Genomic DNA, 22,737 nt, shown 5'->3' with positions numbered 1-22,737 from the left:
GTTGGAACGCCTGGCACAACTCGGTTTCCGCTACGTCGAACCCTTCGGCCTCGGCTTACCGGACCGGCCCTTCACCGAACGCCTCGCCGCCGCCCGCTCCCTCCGCGCAGGACTCGACGCCACCGGCCTGACCGTTTCGGCCGTGCACGCCGCCGTACCACCCAGCATCACGGAACTGGCCGAGGAATGCGCGAGCATCGGGGCCGATACCATCTTCGTCCCGCACCCGAAACTGGTTCCGGGATTCGATGAACAGGCATTCGCCGACGTCGCCCGGGTGGACGCCTTCGCCGACGCACTCAGCGCCCTCGTGCAGGAAGCCGCCGCACACGGCCTCAACGTCGGCTACCACAACCACTGGTTCGAATGGGCTGCACTTCCCGACGGCACGAGCGGCTACGAACGGTTCTTCTCCCGCGCCAGCGATGACCTCCTCGCCGAGCTCGACATCTACTGGGCCGCAGCAGCCGGCGTCGATCCCGCCGGAGTCCTCAAGATGCTCGGCACCCGAGCCGTCTCGGTGCACGTCAAAGACGGACCCGCCGAACCCGGAGCACCGCAAACCCCCATCGGAACCGGCACCGTCGACATCCCGGCAGCCCTCAAAAGTGCGGAAAACGCTGACTGGCACGTGGCCGAAATCGACACCACCAACGTCGACCCCTACGAGTTGCTCAGCAGCAACGCCGAACACCTCGTGGGAACAGGTCTGTCCCGCTGGTACTGACTGGTCCGACAACGACGGCTCTGGTGGGGAACGTTCCACGGCACATCCCAACGCGTCACCCACGGGCGGTTCCGAGCACGACGACGTTCACCTGCGCCTGGTCTGGCCGCAGTGGCAGGGTGCTGGCAGCTCCAGCGTCGAATCCTTCGCCTCCGAGTTCTCCCCCGACGTCGCTCACCGCGGTTATGCCGTGGGCACGGCCGTGCTCGAAGCGGTGCTGCCGCCGCACGACGGCCCCACCGCGACCGTGCCGGTCACGATGGCCGACCGCGGTCTCGAGCAACGCGACGGCGTCGAGGCCAAAACGGTCGTCGTCGAGCAGCTCGCACGTGCTGTGGAGATCGTGCGCCACCACGACCCGGCACGCATCACGACCCTCGGCGGCGAGTGCTCCGTGAGCGTGGCCCCGTTCGCCGAACTCGCCCGCCGCTACGGCGACGACCTGGCGGTCGTCTGGATCGATTCGCACCTCGACATCGGCACCCCGCGCAGCGAGTACCCGGGTTATCACGCGATGGCCGTGGCCGCGCTGACCGGCCACGGCCATCCCGAGGTGCAGGATTTGCTGCCGGCGACCGTTCCCCCGAACCGGGTCGCCCTGGTAGGGCTGCACTCGTGGACCGACGACGATGTCGGCAACATCGCCGAGTGGGGCATCCCGCCGTTCAGCCCCGGCACCCTCCGCGAAACCACGCAGCCGCTGCTCGACTGGATCGCGGGTACCGGCTGCTCACGCGTCGCCGCACTTCGACGTCGACGCGGTCGACAGCAACGAGATCGCGCTCGGCCTCGGCCCCGAGAACCCGGTGGACTCACCAGCACCGAGGTGCGGCGCGTCGTGGCCGACATCGCCGGAGCCGCAGACGTCGTCGGGCCCGCGATCGCGGAGTTCCTCCCCCGCCAGGTGATGCACCTGCAGCAGATCCTGAACGGCTTCCCGCTGATCTCGGAACCGACGGCGGACCGGCGCTAGGCACCGCGTGGAATCTTCGTCTCCCACATCGCGGGCGCCAAAGGTCACGGCAGCTCCTTCGGTCAGCGAACCGTGAGGCCGCCGCTGAGTACGAGTGTTTCGCCGGTCATGTAGGTACCGTTGCTGAGTTTCCGGACCCAGTCGGCGATCTCTTCGGGTTGTGCGGCGCGCCCCAGCGGGATGGTCTGCACTGCCTGTTCGAGGCGTCCTCCGGCTCGGGTGCCGGGCGTGTCGACCCAGCCGGGGGCGACGCCGTTGACGGTGATGTTGTCCTCGCTGAGCTCGGTGGCCAGCGAGCGGCTCAGGGACACGACGGCGGCTTTGGAGGCGCTGTAGAGCAGTTGACCCCGAGAAACGGCGAAGGCGTCGATGGAGGCGAAGTTGACGACGGCGCCGCCACCGGAGACGCGCAGGGCAGGTACGGTTTCGGCGATAACGTTGACGGTGCCGAGTACGTTGACGTCGAAGATGCGGCGGTAGTCGGACTCGTCGTAATCGGCCAACGTCGTGGTTGGGCAGGTCCCGGCGGCGTTGACCACGGCGCCGAGCCCTCGCGGCAGAGTGCCCAGCGCTGCTGACAGTGCCGTGCGGTCGGTGATGTCCGCGGCGACCGGGGAGAATGCCGCGCCCTTCGAGGTCGCCGCCTTGTTCAGGGCGTCTCCGTCCTGGTCGACGCCGAGGACGGTCCACCCTTCGGCGAGGAAGCGTTCGGCCGCGGCCAGGCCCATGCCGCTGGCCGCGCCGGTCACGACGACCGTTCGCCGAGCGGAGTCAGGGGACGGTGCGGGGTCAGCGGGCGAGGAAGCCACCATCGATGATCATCTCCGTTCCGGTGGTGAAGCTGGAGTCGTCGGAGGCGAGGAAGGCCACGGCCGCTGCGATTTCGTCGACCCCGGCTCGGCGGCCCATGGGGGTCTGGGGGATGACCCCGCCTTCGGTCTCGTTCTCGTTCATGGGAGTGCTGACTCCGCCCGGGCAGAGGGCGTTGACCCGGATGTCGGTGGCGGCGAGTTCAAGCGCGGCGGTCTTGGTGAGCGCGATCAGCGCGCCCTTGCTGGCGGTGTAGGCGGCGTGGCCGGCGGCACCAGCCGCTCCGAAGGTCGAAGCGGTGTTGATAATGGAGCCGCCGCCGTGCTGGCGCATCAGGGGCACGGCCGCTTGGACCCCGAGCAGCGGACCGGTGGTGTTGACCGTGAGCGTGGCGTGCCAGTCTTCGAGGCGCTCGTCGAGGAGCGGGTTGATGTCGAGGATGCCGAAGGCGATCACCGCCACCGGACGCGTGAAATCCAACAGCCCCGCCACCCCGGCGCGGCCAACACCGCCCCGGGCTCGCACGCGTCCGCCTCGGTCACGCTCACGCGAGCCTCGTCGCCGAGGATGTGCCGCGCGTGGTGACGCGCGATGGCCTCCCAGTCCACGTAGGCCACCCGCGCCTGGGAGTTGTGAGCGTGGGCGACTTCGTGGACGTTGCCCACCGTCGGCACCCAGGGGCCCAGCAGAGGACGAGCAGCCCCACGCCGACGCCGAAGCTCGTCCAGGTAGCGGTCGCACGGTCGGCGATGAGCCGCAGAGCGGGGCCGACCGGAGCGCACACGGTGAAATGCGGGGGGACCCTCGTCCCCGCCGGCCGGTGCGCGCCGGACCTGAACCGAACATGACCGGACCGGAGACCCTCGCGGCCACCGAGGGGGAGGGTGTCAGGCGAGCCGGTCACCAACACCGTCGGCGGTGACAGCCGGGGCGTTAGGCTGCGTCTGCCCCGATGACGGACGGAACGGCGAAAGCGATGTCGAGATGACGGCAGTTCCCCGAACGGCACGGCCGTCGGCTGCGCGACCGGCCCGGACGGTGCTTTTCGGATTCGGCCTGGCAGCTCTGCTCGGCACAGTCTTGTTGATGCTGCCGGTGGCCACGGAACCCGGCGCGCGCATCGATGTCGTGCGCGCGCTGTTCACGGCCACCTCGGCGGTGTGCATCACCGGCCTCGCGGTCGTCGACACCGGCACCACCTGGTCGATCTTCGGAGAACTCGTCATCCTCGGGCTGATTCAGGCCGGCGGACTCGGTGTCATGACCCTGGCGTCCCTGCTGGGTCTGCTGGTGTCGCGACGGTTCGGGATGCAGATGGAACTTTCCGCTCAGCGCGAGACCAAAAGCCTCGCGCTGGGCGAGGTGCGGTCCGTGGTGGTCGGGGTGGTCAAGCTCAGTCTCGTCTTCGAAGTCGTGATCTCGCTGGCGCTGACCCTGCGTCTCCTGCTCGGCCACGGCTATGCGTTCACGGAGGCGCTGCACTCAGGGATCTTCCACGGGATCTCCGCGTTCAACAACGCCGGATTCTCCCTCTACGACGACGGAATGACCCGCTTCGTCGCGGATCCGTGGATTTCGGTGACGGTGTCATTCGCGGTCATCGCAGGGGGTCTTGGATTTCCGGTGTGGTTCGAACTCGGCCGCAGGCTCCGGAAGGGCCACGGGGGATGGACGATCCACACCAAGATCACACTGCTGGCCACCGGAATGCTGGTACTGGTGGGCTTCGTGGCCATCACGGCCAGCGAATGGAGCAACGACGCCACCTTCGGCCCCCTCACCGTTCCCACGAAGTTCCTCGCCGGCTTCTTCGCGGCGGTGATGCCCCGCTCGGGTGGATTGAACACCGTCGACATCGGCGAGATGAACTCGGTGAGCCTGCTGGTGCAAGACATACTGATGTTCATCGGTGGCGGCAGCGGTAGCACCGCGGGCGGCATCAAGGTCACCACGTTCGCGCTGCTGGCCTTCGCCATCGCGGCGGAACTGCGCGGGGAGCCGAGCGTGCACGTCATGGGCCGCAAACTGCCCGTCGACGTGCAGCGTCAGGCGTTGACCATCGTCCTGCTGACCGTGGGCCTGGTCGTGCTGACGACCACCACGTTGTTGGCCCTGACCGACTTCGCCATGGACGCGGTGCTGTTCGAAGCGATCTCCGCGGCCGCAACCGTGGGGTTGTCCACCGGCATCACCCCGGACCTGCCGCCAGCGGCGCACATGTTGATGTCGGCGCTGATGTTCATCGGCCGCCTCGGACCGATCACACTCGGCGCTGCCCTGGCACTGCGGACCCGTCCCAGACGCTACGAACGACCGGAGGAAAGGCCTATCGTGGGATGATCCCGACACCACCCACCACTTGCAGCGCCATCACGTTCGGGTGGCTCGCTCGGCAACGGTGAGACACCCGAACGGGTGCTCAACTGGTGTGCGCGGCAGGCTGGTCTGCGGTTCGTGCGGAGGCCTGGGCGGTGCGCCCATCGCGGTTTCCGCTGTCGGCGGGGTGTTGGCTGAACCAGTAGCCGTAGGAAACGTAGTCGGGCAGGGGGCTGAGGAACGCATCGTGCGAGCCGAACCGGAGGCGCAGGCTCTCGTCGGTGACGAACCGGGCGGGGATGGTGAAGGTGGGCTCGGCCCAGCCGGCGCGGGCGTCCGCGCGGTGCCAGGAGCCGACGCGGCGACCGTCCACGGAGACCTCGATGCCGTATGGCGAGGTCTCGTCGTCGACGGCCTCGATGCGCCCGGTGATCGTCAACGGCAGCCCCGGGGTGAGGTGGCGGACCGTCATCGTTTCCCCGCCGAGGACTTTCCGCCCGCTGTCGACGACCTGCCCCCGTCGTGTGCGCTCGGTGTCCAGGTCGGTGGTGGGTTGGAATCCCGTGTGCGCCGGGTCGACCTGGTAGTCGTGGGCCCGTTCGTCGTCGAGGTCGGCGACGTTGACGTGGTCGCGGACCGTGCCGGCTCGCATCGCCGTGAGCGGGGTAGTGTCGGGTTCGGCCGCGTTCCAGTCGGCGCGGTGGATGTGCACGACGTTGCAGTAGCGGGCCGCCTGGCAGGTGCTGCTCCCGCCGGGGGCGGTGTGGGAGTAGGTCGGCGAGTCGAGCCGGAAGGTCGCCAGCGGCTTGCCGGCGAACACGCCACCGTGGACGAGGTCGTGCACCGACCAGTTGGGAAAGACCACGAAGTAGTCCGGGCGCTGCTGCTCCGGCATGTCGTGCAGCGCCTCGTACAAGCTCCCGGCGCCGTGGGTGCTGGGCACGGTGAGCTCGTTCGTGGCCAGGCCGATCAGGTCGACGATCCGGTGCTCGCCGAGGAACGCCGGCGCGCCGACGTCGTTGACCGCCACCACCGCGTCGGCGGGCAGGTGGCGATCCGCCCAGGCGGTGATGGAGACCTGCTGGTCGCGGATGCCGGCCGCCTGCTGACCGAGTCGAATGCCCCATCCCGGCGTGTGCACCACGGTGAACAGCAGCGCGCCGGTGAACACGAACGCTCCCGCTCGCCCGCGGCCGCGCTGCGAGTCGAGCGCGGAGGCGAGGCCGTGCAGGCCGACCGCGGCCAGCAGCACCAGGATCGGCAGGAACGGCTGGACGTAGCGCAGGTGGTGCACCGTGGGCGTGCTCATCGTCGAAATCGCCAACAGCACCAGCAGGAAACCCGCGAACAGGGCCAGCGCGATCGGGAAGTGGTCCGATTGCCGCCGGGCGAGCCGCACCACGCCCGCCAGCGCGGCGATCAGGGCCGCGGGAAAGAGGAAGTCGAAGCCTTCCAGACCGGTGAACACCCGCACGAACTCGGTGAAGTGGGCCAGCGCGGCGCCGGCGAATTCCGTCGGGTAGAAGATCGGCTCGTGCAGCAGGGACTTCGCCAGCATCCCGTTGGCGGAGGAGCTCCCGGTCGCCGCGAGGTAGAACAACGACTGGCCGCCGTAGGCGAGCACCGGCAACGGCAGCAGCGCCGAGGACGCGAACACGCGGGGCCACGTCCCTGCGCCACGAGCGTGCCGCAGGGCGATCCAGGCCATCGCGACCGTCAGCACGACGACGAAGAGGAAGGCCTCCGGGCGGGCCAGCGAAGTGACGAACCCGAGGACCGGGGCGAGGACGAACCGCCCGCGCGGTGCTTCGACGACCACGGCCCACGTCGTCGCCGCCAGCAGGACGGCGACGACACCGATCTCCATGCCGCTGGCACCGCCCCAGACCAGCGCTCCGTTCACCGCGACGAGCAGGCCGGCCCAGATGCCGACCGCGCGGCCCGCGAGCCGGCCGCCGATCGCGCAGACGCACACCGCCGTGAGCGCCATGCACACGGCCCCGAAGATCATGGCCGTGGCCAGCAGGGCGTGGCCCTGCACTCCGAGCGCGGCGAAGCCTCCGAGCACGACCACGTAGAGCAGGCTGCTCGCGCCCTTGCTGACCGGATCGCCGGTGTTGTACTCGAACGGGTGGCCGGAGCCGAACTGCGCGGCGTACTGCAGGTGGATGTAGACGTCATCCAGCGGCGGAACGAACGTCCAGTCGTTGTAGGAGAGGCTGATCAGGATGAAGCACGTCGACAGCAGCGCCGACAACGCCCCGACCGCCCAGTAGGCCGGATCGAACCGACCAGCGAACCACCGGCGCCGACCCGCTGCTGCCGGGTGGTCCGCAGGCCGGGCGGCAGTGTCGGCTGCGTGCTCATCGAGCGGCGCAGACGGCGGCAGGTGGGGACTTCGTTCGTGCGTCGCCTCAGCGCTCATGCGGTGGTTGCTCCCCTGCTCGGCACTCGGGCGCGCATGTCGGCGGCCCGCTGGACGAGCAAGCATTCTAAAGAGGCTCGAATTGCACCCCGCATCGGGACGAAAAAGAACGATTTGACATGATCGCCGGAATTGAATTGCCGCATTTCGCGGCTGCGGCGACACTTCGAGCCCGCTCGGAATCGCTGGTCGCGTGACGGACGTGTCACGCAGGACGGCCCCATCTGTGCGGTGTACGTGGCACGCTTGGTCGCGACCGGTTTGCACCGCCGACGAACCTGGGCCCGCCTGCTCGTTCGATCGAACGGCGAGCCAGTGGACGCGTCCCCGGGACTCGCCGCATCGGAGGGTCGCGGAGCCGACCCCGTCCTACGGGGAGACACTGCTGTGCGGCCACTCGCGGAGGCGCTTGCGCCCGGTGACCCTGTCGTAGATCACACGAAGGGTGACGGCGCCGATGATCGTCCACAGCATTGCACGCGCCCTCGTCGTCCGGCGGACTCCGTTCCTGATCAGACTGCGGCTCGCGCAGCTGTGCCATGCACCTGGACCGTTCCCGCTCCTCGGGCAGTCGTGCGCCTGCCCGCGTTGCGGCCTGTTCGACCTTTTAGGGTGAGTTGTGTGGCTGTGATGTGGATGTGCGCTCGTGACCGGGGTGGGGCCTGTGGCCGTTGAGTGGGTCTTGCTCGGGCTGGCGGTGGTGTTGGTCGGGGCGAACGCGGTGTTCGTGGCCGCCGAGTTCGGGTTGGTCACGGTCGACCGGGCGCGGGTGGATCGTGCTGCCGAAGCGGGCGATCGACGCGCACGAGGCGTGGCGTCCGCGTTGCGGTCGTTGTCGACGCAGTTGTCGGGTGCCCAGTTGGGCATCACGGTCACGAGCCTGGTCGTGGGCTACGTCGCCGAACCCTCCCTGGGGAGGCTGTTGCGCGGCCCGCTGCAGGCGGTGGGTCTGGGGCAGGCCGCCACGCCGGTGGCGTTCACCCTCGCTTTCGTGGTCGCGACCGGCGTGCAGATGGTATTCGGCGAGTTGGTGCCGAAGAATCTCGCGATCGCGCGTCCGTGGCCCATCGCCCGCGTGGCCGCGCCGCTGCAACGGGGGTTCACGACCGCGGCGGGGCCGTTGATCCGCGTGTTGAACGGCTCGGCCAACGCGACGTTGCGGATGGTGGGGGTGTCTCCGCAGGAAGAGCTGGCCTCGGCCCGGTCACCGCAGGAGCTGGCCTGGACGGCCCGTCATTCCGGCGAGCAGGGCACGTTGGACGCCGAAACCGTGCGGCTGGTGTCGCGGTCGCTGGCGCTGGGCGCGAAGACCGCCGCCGAGGTGATGACGCCGCGGCGGCGGGTGCGCACCGTGGCGGCAACAGCGCCGGTGGGCGAGGTCGTCGCATTGTCCGAGACCACGGGGCATTCCCGGTTCCCCGTTGTCGGGCACAGCGCGGATGATCCGGTCGGAGTGGTGCACCTCAAACAGGCCGTCGCCGTGCCGGAGCACGAGCAGCCTCACCAGTTGGTGAACACGGTCATGTCCCCTCCAGTACTGGTGCCCGAGAGCAAGGACCTCGACGGATTGCTGTCACTGCTGCGCCGCCAAGGCATGCAGTTGGCCGTCGTGGTCGACGAATACGGCGGCACGTCCGGGGTCGTCACGTTGGAAGATCTGCTCGAAGAACTGGTCGGCGAGATCAGTGACGAACACGACCCGGGCGGCGCGCCGATCCGGCAACGAACGGACGGGGTGTGGACGATTTCGGGGCTGGCCCGACCCGACGAAGTCGCTGAGCTGACCGGGGTCGCGCTGCCGGAGCACGGCGAGTACGACACGATCGGCGGCCTGGTGCAGTACTCGCTGGGACGGATCCCGACCGCGGGGGACGTGCTCACCCTTGCCCTGCCGGACGGCAGCGTGGTGATCACGGTGCGGCGGATGGACGGATTCCGCGTCGACCGCGTCGACCTGCAGTGGCAACCGGCGGACCCGGCGAACGATACCGGGCAGGAGGAGCACGCCTGATGGGATCGATCCTGCTGGCCGTCGTGCTGTTGGGGGGCAACGCCTTCTTCGTCGGTGCCGAGTTCGCCCTGATCTCGGCGCGGCGCAGCCAGATCGAGCCGCGCCTCGCCTCCGGGGGACGGATGGCGCGAGTGACGCTGCACGCGATGGAACGCGTGTCGCTGATGATGGCCGCCGCCCAGCTCGGCATCACCGCGTGCTCACTGGGCCTGGGTGCGGTGGCCGAGCCGGTCGTGGCGCACTGGCTCGAGGCCCCGTTCACCGCCGCGGGCCTGCCGGACTGGTTGCTGCACCCGACGGCGTTCGTGCTGGCCCTCGCGGTGGTGACCTACTTCCACATGGTCTTCGGCGAAATGGTGCCGAAAAACCTCGCCCTGGCCGCGCCGGAACGAGCCGCGTTGCTGCTCGGACCGCCGCTGTACGGCCTCGTGCGGGTGGTCAAACCCGCCGTGGTCGTGCTCAACGCCCTGGCCAACGGTCTGGTGCGGCTGCTGCGGGTGACCCCGCGCGAGGAGGTCTCCGCCAGCTACAGCCGCGACGACATGGCAGCGTTGATCGACGAGTCCCACCAACACGGCATGCTGCCCAGCGCAGAACACGAGCTGCTGGAACGAGCACTGCAGTTCCCGCAGCACACGGTGGGCTCGGTGCTGCTGCCCCTGCGGGAACTGGTGACCCTGCCGGCCGCGGCCAGCCCGCAGACGGTGCAGGCCACGGCCACGCGCACCGGATTCTCGCGGTTTCCCATCACCGACGCCTCGGGTGAGCTGACCGGCTACGTGCATCTGCGCGACGTGCTCTCCGCCGCCCGAACCACACCGCAACCGGGAGAGCCACCACTGGCCGGGGCACTGCGCGCGTTGCCCACAGTACCGGCGCACACCCCGCTGCACGAAGCCCTGCACACCATGCGCCGCCAAGGCACCCACCTGGCACGAGTCACCGACACCCACGGCACCGTCCTCGGCGTCGTCGCCCTGGAAGACGTGCTCGAAGAACTCGTCGGCGAAATCCGCGACACCGCCCATCGCCGATCGGCGTGACCGCAGGAAAAGCACCGCGACGGAGGGGCAGGCGCGCCGTAGGCGTGCAGGGCGGCGTCGCCGGGCAGCTCGGTCGCACCGCTGACCTCGACCGAGGCCGCGTACGAACTGGAGGCCCCGACGAGGCGGTCAGCGGTCTCCCCCGAATTGATGCCCATGCCCTGCACCGGGGCGGAGGATCCCTCCGGGTAGACCTCGCCGGCCTGCGGGAAGGTGAACTGGACGTTGCGCATCGCGATGCCGCCCTTGTCCTCCGAGCCGCCGTTGACGGCCGCGACCTGGGTCTCCGCCGCCGCGTTCGTCAGCTCTCCCGTTGGTGTTCCGGAGCGCGGACGGGGAGGAGCGCGATGAGGCCGAGTGCGAGGACGAGCACGATTCCAGCTATGCCCGCCCGTTGGACGCCGAACACGGCGATGAAACCGCTGAAGGCCAACGGCCCCAGAAAGCTCACCGCCCGCCCGGTCGTCGCGTAGAGGCCGAACGCTTCTCCTTGACGGGCCGAGGTGCTGATCCGGGCCAGGAAGGTGCGACTGGCCGACTGGGTCGGTCCCACGAAGATGGCCAGTGCCAGCCCGCACACCCAGAACACCGTTTTTCCTTCGAGGACCATCAGAACGATGCCCATCAGTATCAGCGCGAGCAAGCCACTGACGATCAGTCGTTTCGGCCCGAGCAGATCGTCCAGCCACCCGCCGGTGATCGCACCGAGACCGGCAGCGAGGTTGGCCGCGATCGCGAAGAGCACCACCTCTGCGGCGCTGAAACCGAAGGTCCCCGCGGCGAGCACGCCGCCGAAGGTGAACACGGCGGCCAGTCCGTCGCGGTAGAGGGCACTGGCTCCGAGGAACCACAGGGTGCGGCGTTCGGTGCGCCACATGTCCCTGAGCCGTTTGCCGAGCGCGACGTAGCTGGCGAGGAAGCTGAGCCGCCGCGCGTCCTGCGACGGCGGGTTCTCCGGTGCGAAGATCAAGACCGGCAGCGCGAACATCGCGAACCACAGCGCCGAAAACACCGCGACCGCCCGGATGTTCAGACCGTCCTCGCTGGTCACGCCGAACAGGCCGACCTCAGGTCGGATGAAGGCGAACAGCACGATCACCAGCGCGATGAGGCCACCGCAGTAGCCCATCCCCCAGCCGAAACCCGAGACCCGCCCGACAGTTTCCCGTCGGGAGATCTGCACGAGCATCGCGTTGTAGTTGACCTGGGCGAACTCGGAGAAGACGCTGCCGACCGCGAGGAGCACCAGCCCCAGCAACAAGTAGGAAGGCTCGTCCCGGACGAAGAACAGCCCGCCCATGCTCGCAACGACCAGGCCAGTGTGGATGCCGAGCCACAGCTTGCGTCGGCCGCCGGCGTCGCTGCGTTGTCCGGTGATCGGCGCGAGTACCGCGATGAGCAATCCCGCGACGGCCAGGGCGGCGCCGAGGCCCTGCGAGCCGCTGTCCGGGTCCGGGGCCACGGTATCGGTCAGGTAGACCGTGAAGACGAAGGTCACGATGATGGTGTTGAACGCCGCCGAGCCCCAGTCCCACAAGGCCCAGCTGATCACGGCACGCCGCCCCCGGCGGACCCTCGACGACGCAGGAACAGGTGTTGTGGCCACAGGGGCAAGGGTAGGGGCTTGCACGGTAATCAGCTTCGCTGGAAGCCGGAGCCCAGCAACCCCCGTGCGGCCGCGGCCGCCTCAACCTCGATTCCGGCGGCGAACTGGTGCGCCCGAGACGGCGGCGAGATCGCCACCTTCGCGGGTGCACCGCCTCGTCATCGCCGCTGGCCTGGAGGTGGTCGGGGCCACGCTCGGCGCGTTGCGGGAGCGGGGCGGTGCGGTCGGCCGCGGAGAAGGTGGTCACGCCCGCACGCGTACCTGTCGCGCCTGCCGCACGGTGGCCTTGCCACGGGTGTTAGTTGACGCAGGGGATGTCGTCGGCGGTGATGGCGTCGTCGCTCGGCTCCGGTGGCGCCGCGGGGGCGGCGGGGGCTTGGTGGGCGGAGCCGTCCAGCTGCACCGGGCCTTGTGCGGCGACGTTGGTTTGCAGCGCGGGGCCGTCGTAGTCGTCGGCCAGCAGCACGCGCACCTCTCCCCGAGTCAGGGTGGGGTCTTCTCGCGTGGGGATCCCGTCGAGGCGGTCGGCGACGAACCCGGCCGCCTGCTTCTCGCCCGGCGCGTAGCGCACCTGTGAGGTCTCGCGCGGATCGGCGTTGCCGGTATCGCCGACGGGCACGTCGTCGGCGGCGAGGTCCTCGGAGACGCGTCCGGCCAGTCCGGTGATGTCGGTGGTGTTGCGCACGTCCACCGTGGCCTGGGCCAACTGCCGGGGTGGCCGTGGCTCGGGCGGGCGACCGTCGTTGACGCGTTGGATCGTCTCGGCCACCTCGTCCGGGTCCACTTTCACGGCCTCGCCCTCGGGTGTCTCGTAGGCGGGGTTTTCCACCGGGATCGTGTCGAAGGTGAGGTCACCGCCGGCCAGGCCCTGCATCTGCTGGGTGAAGGAGAGCACGTCCCACCCGTCGTCGAGCACGAGCGAGTCCTGCACCGAGTCGAAGATCTCGCCCAACCGGCCCGGGTTGGCCAGCGTGCCGCTGGAAAGCATCGACCGGGCCAGCCCGGCCAGGAACGCCTGCTGGCGCTGCACCCGGTCCAAATCCCCCATCGGCAGGCCGTGGCGCTGCCGCACGAACGCCAACGCCTGCGAGCCGGACACCGTCTGCACCCCTGCGGAGAAGTCCGCACCCGAGCACGGGTCGTCGACCGGCTCGTTCAGGCACACCTGCACCCCGCCGACGGCCTGGGTCAACCGGTAGAAGCCCAGCAGGTTCGCCTCGGCGTAGTGATCCACCCCCACCCCGGTGAGCCCCTCGACCGAATCCACCAACAACCCGCGCCCCTCTTCGGCCGACCGGCGGCGCAGCTCGGCCGGATCGGTCAGGCTTGCTGCTGCAGGTCCTGCTCGGCCTCGCTCTGGGCCCGAGCGTAGGCCGAGTTGATCTTGTGCTGGCCGTAGCCGTCGGGCAGCGACACGTACGTGTCCCGCGGGATCGAATACGCCACCGCGCGGGACCGGTCGTGGGGAATGTGCAGCAGGAGCAACGTGTCGGTCAGGCTGGCCTCGTTGTCACCGGCCTGCAGCTTGTCCAACACCTCCTGCGGCAACGGGTTGCCCTGCGCATCGGTGCGGCTGTCCTTTCCGACCAACAAGATGTCGGTCGCCCCGTCCGCACCGGCGTCGGCCGTGACCTCGCTGGTGTTCATCCCCGCCCCGAGATCCCGCAGCGCCACCCAGCCGTATCCGGTGACCACGAGCACCACGGCCGAGACCACCGCCAGCGCGCTGCGCAACCCCGCACGCCACCGCGGCGAGAACCAGCGGCCACTGCCCGAGGCCGACGACATCCGGACCGTGGGCTCGGCGCCGGCCGTGCCAGCAGCCGGTCGGCCAGAGCCCGTACCGTCGACCGGTTGGTCTCGCTGGGGCGCACGCCGTGGTGCTTCCGCACCACTCCGAGCGCGGGCGGACGTCTCCGGGTGGGGTGGTGGCTGCACCGGCCCGGTCAGCGAGCCCTGAAACGCCGGGCCCCGGTTCCTGCTCACGCCGTCCCCGTGCGGTGTCAGGCCGTGCCGGCCGCGGGGGCGGGGTGGGTGGCGCAGCTCGCTGCGGCCTGCCACCGCGTTGATCCGGAGGGGGCGCGCCGGGACCGTGCCGGGACGCGGGGTTCTGCGGCGAACCGTGGCCAGGACGCTGTGCCTGTTCCCGGGGAGGCTGCTGCGCCGGTCCCTGGGAAGGCCGCTGTGCCGGCCTCTGAGGGGGTTGCTGCGCCGGCGGGCCGGGTTGGGAGTGGCCTCCGCGCGGCTCCCGCTCCTGCGGGGGTCGTCTGCGCGGGCCGTCGGCGCTTGCCAACATCCACCTCCCGTGCACTGGCGCGCGTGCTGCATCAGGTCGCCGCTGCCCCCGGTCGGCGCTCGTTCCATGGTCCACACGTTCAGCCAGTCTGTGCCACGAGGGGCCACATGTCGGTAGGGTCAGACCCGTCTGGGCGAAGCCAGCTACCCCCGATGTGCCGACACCTCTGAGCCGGAGGAGGGCCCGTGCCCGGCATCAGCGACCTGCTCGCCGCGCTCGGCACGCTGCCGCGGCCCGCGCTCATCGCCGCCACCGCCGCCCTGGCCCTGGCCGAATGCACCCTCGGCCTCGGCTTCGCCGTCCCCGGCGAAAGCGGCCTGCTGCTGACCGCGGCAACAGTGACCACGCCGGACATGTTCGCACTGCTGACCGCCAGCGTGACCCTCGGCGCCTCCGTGCGCTACCTCGAAGACATCCTCGGCCAGGCCAGCTGGCTCGTTCTCGGAGCCGTGGTTCTCGCGGTACTCGGCACCGTCGTCGTCACACGTCGCCGCCACCGCACCCAAGACCACGACGCCGCTGTCACGACTCGATGACCCGGAAGTCCCGGCCAGCGAGTACGCTGATCGCGCCCAACATCCTGGCTGGGCGCTTGCCGCGCCCCGAGGACACCCCCTTCGGGGCGCCCCACCGGGGCCGACGCGTTCTCACGCACAACGTTGGCGCGCAACGTTCAGCTGGCGAGAAACACCAGCAGCATGACCACCGCAATACCTGCGCACGCGAGCGTCAACGGCCACAGCTCCTGCCACCACGACCGCTCCGACGAGCGACTCCGATCACCGGTCCCCATGTCACCGAGCATAGTCGTGGGCTGGCACTTGATGGCTGGCCGAGAGGTTCACGCTCCTGCTGCGGGGCGCATCGCGGCACAGAAACGGCGCCTGTCGTCAACGGAGGGGCGCAGTGGTGTTTCACATGTCGCGGCTCGTGATGACTCAATTCCCAATGTGACGATCCGGGCCTCGCGCCGAGCACGTCGGCCGAAATACCGCCCCCTTTCCTGCTCAGTCGGTTCCTCGTGGCGGACATGCGTGTGCTGTAGTTGTTCCGCGCACGTGTCCGATCACGGCGCGGCCGGTCCAGGGGAACCAGCAAGCCCCGGTTGCCGCGCTGGCGGGGAAGAGAGGTTCGTTGCCGGTGCCCGACGAGCACTCGATCCGGTTCGCCAACATCCTGGCCTCTTTCGGGAGACGTCGCTGAGTAGCCCCAGCCCTCGCACGAACCGCACCACACACCCAGCACGCACCACCCCTCGACCGCTCAGCGGGCGCGATCCGAGGGTGGGCATCTGTACCAGATCAACCTGTTCCGGGTACTCAGCTTCGCCAGCGTGATCCTGATCCACGTGCTCAGCGGGGCGGCGCTGCTGCCGAGCATGCCCTCGCACGCGGTGCAGATGCTGTTGCACTTCACCCGCGAGGCGTTCTTCGCGCTGACCGGGTTCGTCCTGACCTACCAGGCCCTGCGCCGTCCCCTCCCGGCGCGGCAGTTCTGGCGCAAACGCTTCCCCTGGGTGGCCGCGCCCTACCTGACCTGGAGCGTGGTGTACTGGATCCGGTTCACCTGGGGCGCCTGGCCGCAGACCACCCTCGAGGACGCCCTCGACGGCCTCCTGCTGGGCCTGGTCACCGGCGGACACTGGTACCACCTGTACTTCCTGCTGGTCACCCTGCAGATGTACCTCGTCTTCCCCGCACTGCTGCGCCTGGTGCGCGCCACCGCCGGCCAGCACCGATGGTTGCTCGCGGCCAGCATCGCCGCACAGCTGGCCCTGGCCGGACTGGCCAGCTACGCCCCGCGGACAGGCCTGTGGACGCCCGTACTGGATGAGCACATCGACGTGATGCTGCCGGCCTACCAGCTCTACGCCCTCGTCGGCATGCTCACCGCGTGGCACTTCGACGCGATCCACGCCTGGGTGCGCCGGCACGGCCGGATCGTCCTGGCCGCGCTCGCCGGTACCGCACTGCTGGCGCAGGCCTGCTACTGGACCGTCGTGGCCCACGGCATGTCGCCGCTGCGCGCCGGCACCGTGTTCCAGCCCTGGCTGGTGCCGTACTTCCTCACCGTGCTGGCCACGTTGTACGCCGTCGGCAGCTGGTGGGCCGCGCACCGGCGACCGGGCGACCGGGCCTCCCGCGTGATCACCTACGCTTCCGAGCGCTCCTTCGGCATCTTCTTGGCCCACCCGCTCGTCCTCGATGCCTTGCTCGCACCCTTCCGCGCCCTCGCCGCCACGATCGGCCCCCTGGCCAGCCTGGCCCTGCTGTACCTCGCCACCATCGCCGGCACCGCGCTGCTGACCGAACTCCTGCGTCATCTGCCCGGCAGCCGCGCCCTCACCGGACGGGCCCGACTTCCCTGGCCCCCGCTCCCGCAGTTCGGACATCCCCGCAACTCATGACCAGCCCGCCGGACGACGAGGTAGCAGAGCCTGCCGGCGAAGCTCCAACCGCCGCGGGGGCCGCGCGGCGTGGTGCGTGCAGTCGCATTCGCATCGCTGCCTATTCACCGCTACGGTGACACCGGCCCCTGAAAAGGCCCCGGCACCGTCAACAGAATGCACTGAGGGATCATGCGCAACACATACACCAATCTCCTCGGGCTGTTCACTCTCCTGTTCTTTCTCCCACTGCTGGTCCTGGTCGGCCGATCGACGCTCACCGGCTTCCGAAGAATCGACGAAAACGCCTATATCGACACTCTTGCCAACCCCGTGACGCTGCTCGGCGGGCTCCTCGCAGCGCTGTGGATCCTCTTGAAGCTCACCACGGGCGATCAACCCTCAAGCGGTCAAAACGACCAGGAAACGTGAATCCTCCGCGCTCGGAACGGGATCCCCAGAAGGGGACTCCGCGGGGCAGTCGAGCACGGCCGAGTCCCGGCGCGGAGAATTTGGCCGACGAAGAACACCAGCAGCAGTACTGCTGCAACACCTGAGCACACGACTCTCAACGGCAACAGCTCTTGCCACCACGGCAGTTCAGACGGCCGATTCGGATCACGAGCTTCCACCGCATCGACTCCAGTCGTAGTGCCTCGGGAAGTTGCGCACGGGGAGATCGGCTACGGCTATCTGCCGGGCGCCGTCGACGATCACTCCCGGCTGGCCCACAGCGAGCTCCTGCCCGAGGAGCGCAAAACACCGCCCCGGTATTCTGGATCCGCGCCTGCGCCCGGTTCACCTCCTCCTGGGGTGAACTCCGTCGGTCGAGCAAGCCCCGTTGAGGCGGTGCTGCAGGATGCCGGGAGTCGTTTGGTGTCCGGCGGTGGTGGGTATCGATTGATCAAGTGCGAGTGTCCCGGGACACGTGGCACTCAGGTTTGGTGTCGTTCAGCGCGTAGCGGCAACGATCCCGGGGGCGTCGGGGCATGGGGGTTCGTTCAGCAGCATCCACGTCCCGCCCTGCCGTCCGTCCGCCCCTGGGCGGGGTCGGATCGACCGAAGGTGCGGGAAGCCGGTAGCGTGCTTGGTGCGGTCGGTTGAGCAAGCAGCCTGCCAGGATGCCCAGCCCTCGTTGGGTATCGCTGCGCCGCAGGGGTGTGCCGCTCCCACCGTGCTCTGAACGTGGGTTGGCAAGGTCCGGACTGGGAGACCCGTGTTCAGAGATGGAGTGTTGTGCCCACGAGTTCCCGGTCAACCGGAACCAACAGCCCACAACGCACTCGAGCACAAGCCCCTCAGCGGAACAGGCGGAAGCACTCCGCAACTTTGCCGAGGAGCGACTGCGGCTGCGGGTGCGGGTGCACTACCCCACCGGCAACACAGCAGTGCTCACCGTCAGCGGCGAGGTCGACGACGCCAACGTGGAGCGGCTGTGCGCCGACGACACCCTCGACAACGCGCTCGCGACGATGTCTCGCTTCCAGGTGCGTCAGCTCCCCGTCATCGACCAGGGGCGACTCGTCGGCATGATCTCAGTGGCCGATATTGCCCGGGCTCTTCCGAACTCGCAGGTCGGCGACTTGGTCGAGCTCCTCAGCGCCCCCTGAGCACGACTTGCTCGCCCGCAGCCCTGCGGGCGCACGACACGGAACCGTGAACGGCGACTCACGAAAGAGGACACAGTGGTGGAAGAGATGTGGGAAGGCACGACCATGCGTGCGTTCGTCGAGCAGGTGCAGTCCGGAGCTGGTCTGTCCTCAACGGACGAGGCCTCGCGGGTGGCACGGGCGACGCTGACCGCGTTGGCTGAAGGCATCGGCGGCGGTCAGACCGATGAGTTGATGCAGGGGCTGCCGCCGGAACTGCGGCGCGAACTGTCCCACCGCAGCGGACAAGCGCGGGCGCTGGACAAAACCGAGTTCCTGGACCGGGTCAGCGATGAGATCGCCACCACCGATCCCGATACCACCGAGCAGCAGGTGCGGGCGGTGTTGACCACGCTGCGCAACTGGGCTCCCGAAGGCGGAACCGACGACGCCGTGGCACAGCTGCCCCGTTCGATCGCCGCCCTCTTCGAGTAGGCGCAGCCCCGGGGTGCTGGTCAGCAGGCCTGTTGACCAACACCCCGCCTCGCGCGGCGCACGGGAAACGCGGTCGACGCAGAACGTACGTGCTCGCGAGCTCTTCGGGCAGTGCGTCGCGCAGCGCCGTGCGGTCCTGCACCTCCCCGGCCAGCACGAGCAGCCGCGGACGGAACGAGGCCGTGTCCGTGCGCAGATGCGCCACCACATCCTCGAAGTTGCGCTGCAGGGACCGCTCGGCACGGCGTTGCAGCTGCTTGTGCGCCAACGCCCCACCGCGTGGCTCGTGCGCGTCCGAGCGCGCATGACCCGTGACGCTGTCGGTCTCCACCTCGCGGGCCACGTGCTGCTCGGCCACCACCTCCTGGCGCACTTGCGCTCCCTGGTGCTTGGCGATGGCCACCAGCATCCGTACCGAGCGGCATTCCTCGCGCACCAACGCACCCAGCTCCGCTCCCACGAGCCCATCAGCGCGGACCGGCCGAGGCCGGGGAGAACGCGGCGATGAGGGCCTACGAGTCGGCCGAGTCCTCGTCTGCAAGCTCCGAACGAAGCCGGTCGGCACCGGAAACGGACTGCAGCAACCTCGGATCGAGCGGCCGGCCCTGCCCGTCGACCGTGAGCACCGACACCGTGCCCGTGGTTTCCAACACCACCGCAGCGACCTGCTCACTCCGGACAACGCCCGCCAACCGCAACTTCGACCGCAGATCATCATCGCTCATGCGGGCGCGCGCCAGATTCCCGGTCAGCACCTCAGTGCCGTCCATGAGCAACAACGGTCGACTATCCACGGCCCGTTCAATTCTCTTGGTCCGACGCAGGTAGGCGATCAGTGCCTGCACCGCGAACAGCACCGCAAGCGCCACAACTCCCTGCACCAGCGACGTCGATGTGCTCACAGCCGTCGTCGCGGACATGGAGCCGAAGATGATCGTGGCGGCGAAGTCGAAGTTCGTCATCTCGGCGAACGACCGCAACCCGGCGATCCGCGAGAACAAGATCAATGCCAGGTAGACGCCAACGGTACTGATCACGACCAGGACGATCGTGCTCCACGCGGCCCCCAACTGAGACAACAAAACCCATCACATCCTTCCCGACCGTGCGACATACTGGATAGGGCTCGACGATCCGTTCGCCGCGCCGCGGGTCACGCAGTGCCAAACCTAAGACGTTCAGGCAACAAGGCTTCGGGCTGACCCAACGCCCCCATGAGCTGCGGCGCGTCGCAGCCTCCTCGTGGCTCAACGGCGATGTTGAACCGACCCGCGCAGCCGAGTGCCCCGACAAAACGGAACCATGCAGACTGCGGGCCACCTGAACCCCCGAGCAGTTCGCACCAGGAGCAGATCCGGAGGAAAGGCTCGAGGGGCGGCCACGGATTCCCCGGAGTGTTTAGGTTTTGGTTGATGCCTGATGTGCGAGGCTCCAGCAGGCTGGCATTCGGACGCGATTCCAGCGCCGCGCGGCTCGATGCGACGTGGCTGACCGACATCACCGAGCACCACCGACACCGCCGGTCACGAGGACTCGGCCGTTTCACCCCGACCGAGTTCGAGGTCATCGACACCGCCGCACGCGGCCTGAAAACCGCCAACCCCGCGTGCCAACCGAACCCGGGGCACTCCCCTGCCCGGCAGGTGCGCCGCTCGCCTCGCCTCGCTCCTCGAGCGAACCGGCACCGAGGGCGGGTACTGGCGCTCTGACGAGCGTCCAGACGCCGGGAAAGCCCCTGCGGTGCCTCCGCGACCCCCTCGGCCCCGTCGGCCCCGTCGCGGACACCAGTTCCGGAGTTCCGGCTATTCTTGCTCCGGACGTTGGGGGACGGCGGTTTCGACGTCCCCGGTGCTGGTGTATTCGCGGTCGGCGAGACCGTGCAGCGCTCGCATCGTCTTCGCATCGGCCTGGCGGGTCTCGGCGTAGTCGAGCAGGTAGCTCTTGCTCACTGGGAACTCGAGGCCTTGCAGGATTTCGCGGACGCGTCGTTCGTCGGCATCGGTCATCGCTGCCTCCTCGCTCTCACTCGTCGTCGACTCGCACCGCCCGGCGGTCGGCGCGTGCACCCGGGCCATCACCCCCGAGAAAAGGCCGCATTCCCCGGGGTTCGGAGTTTGCCCGCAATGTGGGCGCGCATGCGTGCTTGCGTCGCGCGGCTCGCAGCGGTCCTCACCCACACCCGTCGGCTCGACCTGTTTGAGCTGCCGGGGGCGCGTCGACACCGTCATTGACGGGGGACCTACCCGCGGAGCGCGAACATCAAACCCGAACCGGAACTACCTGGTGCGCGGCGCCGCGCAACTCCCGCCAGCAACCGGCCGTGGCACTGCTCCGCGCGAACGCGCACCGGGCGTGTTGCTCGGTGTTGGCGGTGAAGCCGCTCCGGGACGGACTCGACACGCCCGCCCCGCCCCCGCCAGAGTTGTCCCACGCGGTGGCGAACACCCCGCCGCACCGGGTCCGGAGCCCTCTGGATAATGAGTTGTCCCTCGAACAACACGCCAACAACACACCGAGGTCGTTATGTCTGGATTCCCGATGGAAACGGTCCAGGTCCTGCTGCCCATCAGCCGGCTCACTCCCACGGAGTTCCACGTCACCGGCGGATCCAATCCCCAGCTCCGCGCCTTCGGCGAGCACATCTCCGTGGGCCTGGCCGCAGCCGGCGACGCGCAGGGCAACCTCGACGAACAGGATGCTGCGGCGGCAGAGGCCTTGTTGCAGGCCGTCACGGAATACCGCAACGCCGTGCGCGCCCGCGTCGCCGACCAAGAGGCGGTATGACAGCTGGCGCACATGTGCGCCGCTCCGGGCGAGCGGGAAACCACCGCATCTGACAGCGCCGGAGTCGCATGAGGCACCTCCGCCGATGAGGGCGCGAACTCGTCCTGTGATCCCGATCAGCACGCTCCGCGACGGCCTCGGCGTGACTGGCGGAAACGGCAGGAGCTTCCCGGAAAAGGAGGCAGCATGCACGCACACGAGGACAAGTGGGACCTCACGCCTGACAAGCCCGAATACGAGGAAGAACGAGTCCAGGAACGGGCTCAACTGCTGCCCGAGGAGGAAACCGCGGGCAGCACGAACCCCGAAGAACAGGCACAGATCATCCTGCAGGAGTCCGAGGAACGCGCCGCGCAGGCCGAAACGGATGCACGGACGCGCACGGAGCCGATCGAGCGGCACAACCACGACGACCCGCTCTGATCGGCACGCTCCGAAGACCTGCTGAGGCCAGCTCACCAGGTGCGTGCGGAGTTGCCCGCTCGCGTTGCTCGGCCCGTCGACCGCCGGGACAGTGAGGCCCTGTTGACCTGTAGGAGCAGCGCGCTGCTGCCGCTTTCCGCCCGGCGTGCTGACCCGGTCGGGATCGGTGGTTCCGTCGTGCTGGTCTCTGCCTGCAGGTCGTGCCAGTGGGGTCTGCGGCGTTGGGGAGGCTGCGGTGGCTGGTCCGCACGGGGCCGCGAGCGCGTCCGGATCGGACCCGGAGGCCGACGGGTGGCTGGTGGCCAAGATCCGCGGTGGTGACGTGCAGGCCTACGAGGCGCTGGTACGTCGGCACCGGGATCGGACCTACCGGATCGCACTGCGCATGCTGGGCAATCCGCACGACGCCGACGACGTGGCCCAAGAGGTGGTCATCCAGCTGTGGACCGCGATCGCGAGCTTCGCCGAGACGGCGCGATTCATCACGTGGCTGTACCGCGTGGTGATCAACCGGTGCCTCAACCACCAGCGCCGCCACCGCCCCGCGCAACCGTTGGTTGAGAGCGACCCGCCCGCGGTGACCGGGGCCGAGGAGTCGGCCATCGCCGCGCAGCGGGCCCGGGCGACGATGGCCGCCGTGGCGGCGTTGCCGGATGAGCAACGCGCTGCGCTGGTGTTGCACCAGTTGGAAGGGTTGAGTTACCGCGAGGTTGCCGCCGTTTTGCCCGATCCGGACACCCCCACCCGCTCCACCTTGTGACGCACATCACCGAAGGAGAAGCCGGTGATCGCGTGAGGCTTCCCGGAGCGGCGGTGTCCCACGGGTGACAGCGGAACGAGGCACGCGCCGCCG

22 protein-coding genes and 2 pseudogenes are annotated in these 22,737 nt (G+C 69.1%); 14 read left to right on the top strand and 10 right to left on the bottom strand.

Annotation, left to right across the window (positions count from 1 at the left end):
- Position 1: 1 nt before the first annotated feature.
- Together ACVGV0_RS09875 and ACVGV0_RS09870 are read left to right on the top strand one after the other, a co-directional pair.
- Positions 2-727, top strand: coding sequence for a sugar phosphate isomerase/epimerase family protein (locus tag ACVGV0_RS09875; protein WP_459159554.1), 726 nt, complete (start codon positions 2-4; stop codon positions 725-727).
- 190 nt (positions 728-917) lie between these two features.
- A complete protein-coding gene (locus ACVGV0_RS09870; RefSeq protein WP_459159553.1) occupies positions 918-1,700 on the top strand; it encodes an arginase family protein in 783 nt (260 codons plus the stop codon).
- Positions 1,701-1,762: 62 nt separating this feature from the next.
- Here the strand turns inward: ACVGV0_RS09870 and ACVGV0_RS09865 are convergent, their stop codons facing one another.
- The 3 genes from ACVGV0_RS09865 to ACVGV0_RS09855 are packed head-to-tail and all read right to left on the bottom strand — an operon-like array spanning position 1,763 to position 3,292.
- Complete coding sequence (locus ACVGV0_RS09865; protein ID WP_459159552.1) at positions 1,763-2,449, bottom strand: SDR family NAD(P)-dependent oxidoreductase; 687 nt, start codon at positions 2,447-2,449, stop codon at positions 1,763-1,765.
- A gap of 40 nt (positions 2,450-2,489) precedes the next feature.
- The gene (locus ACVGV0_RS09860) at positions 2,490-3,002 is read right to left on the bottom strand and encodes an SDR family NAD(P)-dependent oxidoreductase (protein ID WP_459159551.1); all 513 of its coding nucleotides are present in this window, start codon (positions 3,000-3,002) and stop codon (positions 2,490-2,492) included.
- Entirely contained in the window at positions 2,963-3,292 is a 330-nt protein-coding gene (locus ACVGV0_RS09855; protein ID WP_459159550.1) for an SAM-dependent methyltransferase, read from the bottom strand. The genes ACVGV0_RS09860 and ACVGV0_RS09855 overlap by 40 nt, the downstream gene beginning before the upstream one ends.
- Before the next feature lie 304 nt (positions 3,293-3,596).
- Here ACVGV0_RS09855 and ACVGV0_RS09850 point away from each other — a divergent pair, with 304 nt between their 5' ends.
- Positions 3,597-4,850, top strand: coding sequence for a TrkH family potassium uptake protein (locus tag ACVGV0_RS09850; protein ID WP_459159549.1), 1,254 nt, complete (start codon positions 3,597-3,599; stop codon positions 4,848-4,850).
- Between the two features lie 79 nt (positions 4,851-4,929).
- Here ACVGV0_RS09850 and ACVGV0_RS09845 read toward each other — a convergent pair whose 3' ends face one another.
- Positions 4,930-7,083, bottom strand: coding sequence for a hypothetical protein (locus ACVGV0_RS09845; protein ID WP_459159548.1), 2,154 nt, complete (start codon positions 7,081-7,083; stop codon positions 4,930-4,932).
- Between the two features lie 832 nt (positions 7,084-7,915).
- Here ACVGV0_RS09845 and ACVGV0_RS09840 point away from each other — a divergent pair.
- Both ACVGV0_RS09840 and ACVGV0_RS09835 read left to right on the top strand, forming a co-directional pair.
- A complete protein-coding gene (locus ACVGV0_RS09840; protein ID WP_459159547.1) occupies positions 7,916-9,262 on the top strand; it encodes a hemolysin family protein in 1,347 nt (448 codons plus the stop codon).
- Positions 9,262-10,305: a hemolysin family protein gene (locus ACVGV0_RS09835; protein WP_459159546.1), complete on the top strand. Its 1,044-nt coding sequence runs from the start codon at positions 9,262-9,264 to the stop codon at positions 10,303-10,305. The genes ACVGV0_RS09840 and ACVGV0_RS09835 overlap by 1 nt, the downstream gene beginning before the upstream one ends.
- Before the next feature lie 301 nt (positions 10,306-10,606).
- Here the strand turns inward: ACVGV0_RS09835 and ACVGV0_RS09830 are convergent, their stop codons facing one another.
- From ACVGV0_RS09830 to ACVGV0_RS09820, 3 genes are all read right to left on the bottom strand, one after another.
- A complete protein-coding gene (locus ACVGV0_RS09830) occupies positions 10,607-11,857 on the bottom strand; it encodes an MFS transporter (protein WP_459159545.1) in 1,251 nt (416 codons plus the stop codon).
- A 352-nt stretch (positions 11,858-12,209) separates the two neighbouring features.
- Positions 12,210-13,178: an LCP family protein gene (locus ACVGV0_RS09825; RefSeq protein ID WP_459159975.1), complete on the bottom strand. Its 969-nt coding sequence runs from the start codon at positions 13,176-13,178 to the stop codon at positions 12,210-12,212.
- A gap of 53 nt (positions 13,179-13,231) precedes the next feature.
- Positions 13,232-13,645: an LCP family protein gene (locus tag ACVGV0_RS09820; RefSeq protein WP_459159544.1), complete on the bottom strand. Its 414-nt coding sequence runs from the start codon at positions 13,643-13,645 to the stop codon at positions 13,232-13,234.
- A gap of 747 nt (positions 13,646-14,392) precedes the next feature.
- Here ACVGV0_RS09820 and ACVGV0_RS09815 point away from each other — a divergent pair.
- The 6 genes and pseudogenes from ACVGV0_RS09815 (at position 14,393) to ACVGV0_RS09790 (ending at position 18,677) form a co-directional block, all read left to right on the top strand.
- On the top strand, positions 14,393-14,743 hold the full coding sequence (locus ACVGV0_RS09815; RefSeq protein ID WP_459159543.1) for a hypothetical protein: 351 nt from the start codon (positions 14,393-14,395) through the stop codon (positions 14,741-14,743).
- A gap of 755 nt (positions 14,744-15,498) precedes the next feature.
- Positions 15,499-16,614 carry an acyltransferase gene (locus tag ACVGV0_RS09810; protein ID WP_459159974.1) on the top strand — a complete coding sequence of 372 codons (1,116 nt, stop codon included), beginning with the start codon at positions 15,499-15,501 and terminating at the stop codon, positions 16,612-16,614.
- Positions 16,615-16,785: 171 nt separating this feature from the next.
- Positions 16,786-17,025, top strand: a complete 240-nt coding sequence (locus ACVGV0_RS09805; protein WP_459159542.1) for a hypothetical protein — start codon at positions 16,786-16,788, stop codon at positions 17,023-17,025.
- Between the two features lie 249 nt (positions 17,026-17,274).
- Positions 17,275-17,402 (top strand): annotated as a pseudogene (locus tag ACVGV0_RS09800) (IS481 family transposase); the annotation flags it as partial.
- Positions 17,403-17,954: 552 nt separating this feature from the next.
- On the top strand, positions 17,955-18,203 hold the full coding sequence (locus tag ACVGV0_RS09795; RefSeq protein ID WP_459159541.1) for a CBS domain-containing protein: 249 nt from the start codon (positions 17,955-17,957) through the stop codon (positions 18,201-18,203).
- A gap of 87 nt (positions 18,204-18,290) precedes the next feature.
- A complete protein-coding gene (locus ACVGV0_RS09790; RefSeq protein ID WP_459159973.1) occupies positions 18,291-18,677 on the top strand; it encodes a DUF2267 domain-containing protein in 387 nt (128 codons plus the stop codon).
- A 97-nt stretch (positions 18,678-18,774) separates the two neighbouring features.
- On the opposite strand, the pseudogene ACVGV0_RS09785 reads toward ACVGV0_RS09790, so the two are convergent.
- The 3 genes and pseudogenes from ACVGV0_RS09785 to ACVGV0_RS09775 all read right to left on the bottom strand — a co-directional run.
- Positions 18,775-19,086 (bottom strand): annotated as a pseudogene (locus ACVGV0_RS09785) (baeRF2 domain-containing protein); the annotation flags it as partial.
- A gap of 103 nt (positions 19,087-19,189) precedes the next feature.
- Positions 19,190-19,714 (bottom strand): DUF421 domain-containing protein, encoded by a 525-nt coding sequence (locus tag ACVGV0_RS09780; RefSeq protein ID WP_459159540.1) that lies wholly within the window; start codon positions 19,712-19,714, stop codon positions 19,190-19,192.
- A gap of 765 nt (positions 19,715-20,479) precedes the next feature.
- A complete protein-coding gene (locus ACVGV0_RS09775) occupies positions 20,480-20,683 on the bottom strand; it encodes a DUF2795 domain-containing protein (protein ID WP_459159539.1) in 204 nt (67 codons plus the stop codon).
- 532 nt (positions 20,684-21,215) lie between these two features.
- Here ACVGV0_RS09775 and ACVGV0_RS09770 point away from each other — a divergent pair.
- The 3 genes from ACVGV0_RS09770 to ACVGV0_RS09760 all read left to right on the top strand — a co-directional run bounded on the left by ACVGV0_RS09770 (position 21,216) and on the right by ACVGV0_RS09760 (position 22,644).
- Complete coding sequence (locus tag ACVGV0_RS09770) at positions 21,216-21,461, top strand: hypothetical protein (RefSeq protein WP_459159538.1); 246 nt, start codon at positions 21,216-21,218, stop codon at positions 21,459-21,461.
- Positions 21,462-21,647: 186 nt separating this feature from the next.
- Positions 21,648-21,884, top strand: a complete 237-nt coding sequence (locus ACVGV0_RS09765) for a hypothetical protein (RefSeq protein WP_459159537.1) — start codon at positions 21,648-21,650, stop codon at positions 21,882-21,884.
- A 235-nt stretch (positions 21,885-22,119) separates the two neighbouring features.
- Positions 22,120-22,644, top strand: coding sequence for an RNA polymerase sigma factor (locus ACVGV0_RS09760; protein WP_459159536.1), 525 nt, complete (start codon positions 22,120-22,122; stop codon positions 22,642-22,644).
- Positions 22,645-22,737 lie beyond the last annotated feature (93 nt).

The sequence above is a fragment of the Salinifilum ghardaiensis genome (assembly GCF_054491345.1).
This window is presented reverse-complemented; position numbering and strand designations above follow the sequence as displayed.

What these genes read in the sequence shown, in the direction of transcription:
- ACVGV0_RS09790 (WP_459159973.1), top strand. Translation starts at nt 18,291, where the DNA reads ATGTGGGAAGGCACGACCATGCGTGCGTTCGTCGAGCAGGTGCAGTCC.
- ACVGV0_RS09805 (WP_459159542.1), top strand. Translation starts at nt 16,786, where the DNA reads ATGCGCAACACATACACCAATCTCCTCGGGCTGTTCACTCTCCTGTTC.
- ACVGV0_RS09835 (WP_459159546.1), top strand. Translation starts at nt 9,262, where the DNA reads ATGGGATCGATCCTGCTGGCCGTCGTGCTGTTGGGGGGCAACGCCTTC.
- ACVGV0_RS09775 (WP_459159539.1), bottom strand. Translation starts at nt 20,683, where the DNA reads ATGACCGATGCCGACGAACGACGCGTCCGCGAAATCCTGCAAGGCCTC.
- ACVGV0_RS09850 (WP_459159549.1), top strand. Translation starts at nt 3,597, where the DNA reads ATGCTGCCGGTGGCCACGGAACCCGGCGCGCGCATCGATGTCGTGCGC.
- ACVGV0_RS09765 (WP_459159537.1), top strand. Translation starts at nt 21,648, where the DNA reads ATGCACGCACACGAGGACAAGTGGGACCTCACGCCTGACAAGCCCGAA.
- ACVGV0_RS09770 (WP_459159538.1), top strand. Translation starts at nt 21,216, where the DNA reads ATGGAAACGGTCCAGGTCCTGCTGCCCATCAGCCGGCTCACTCCCACG.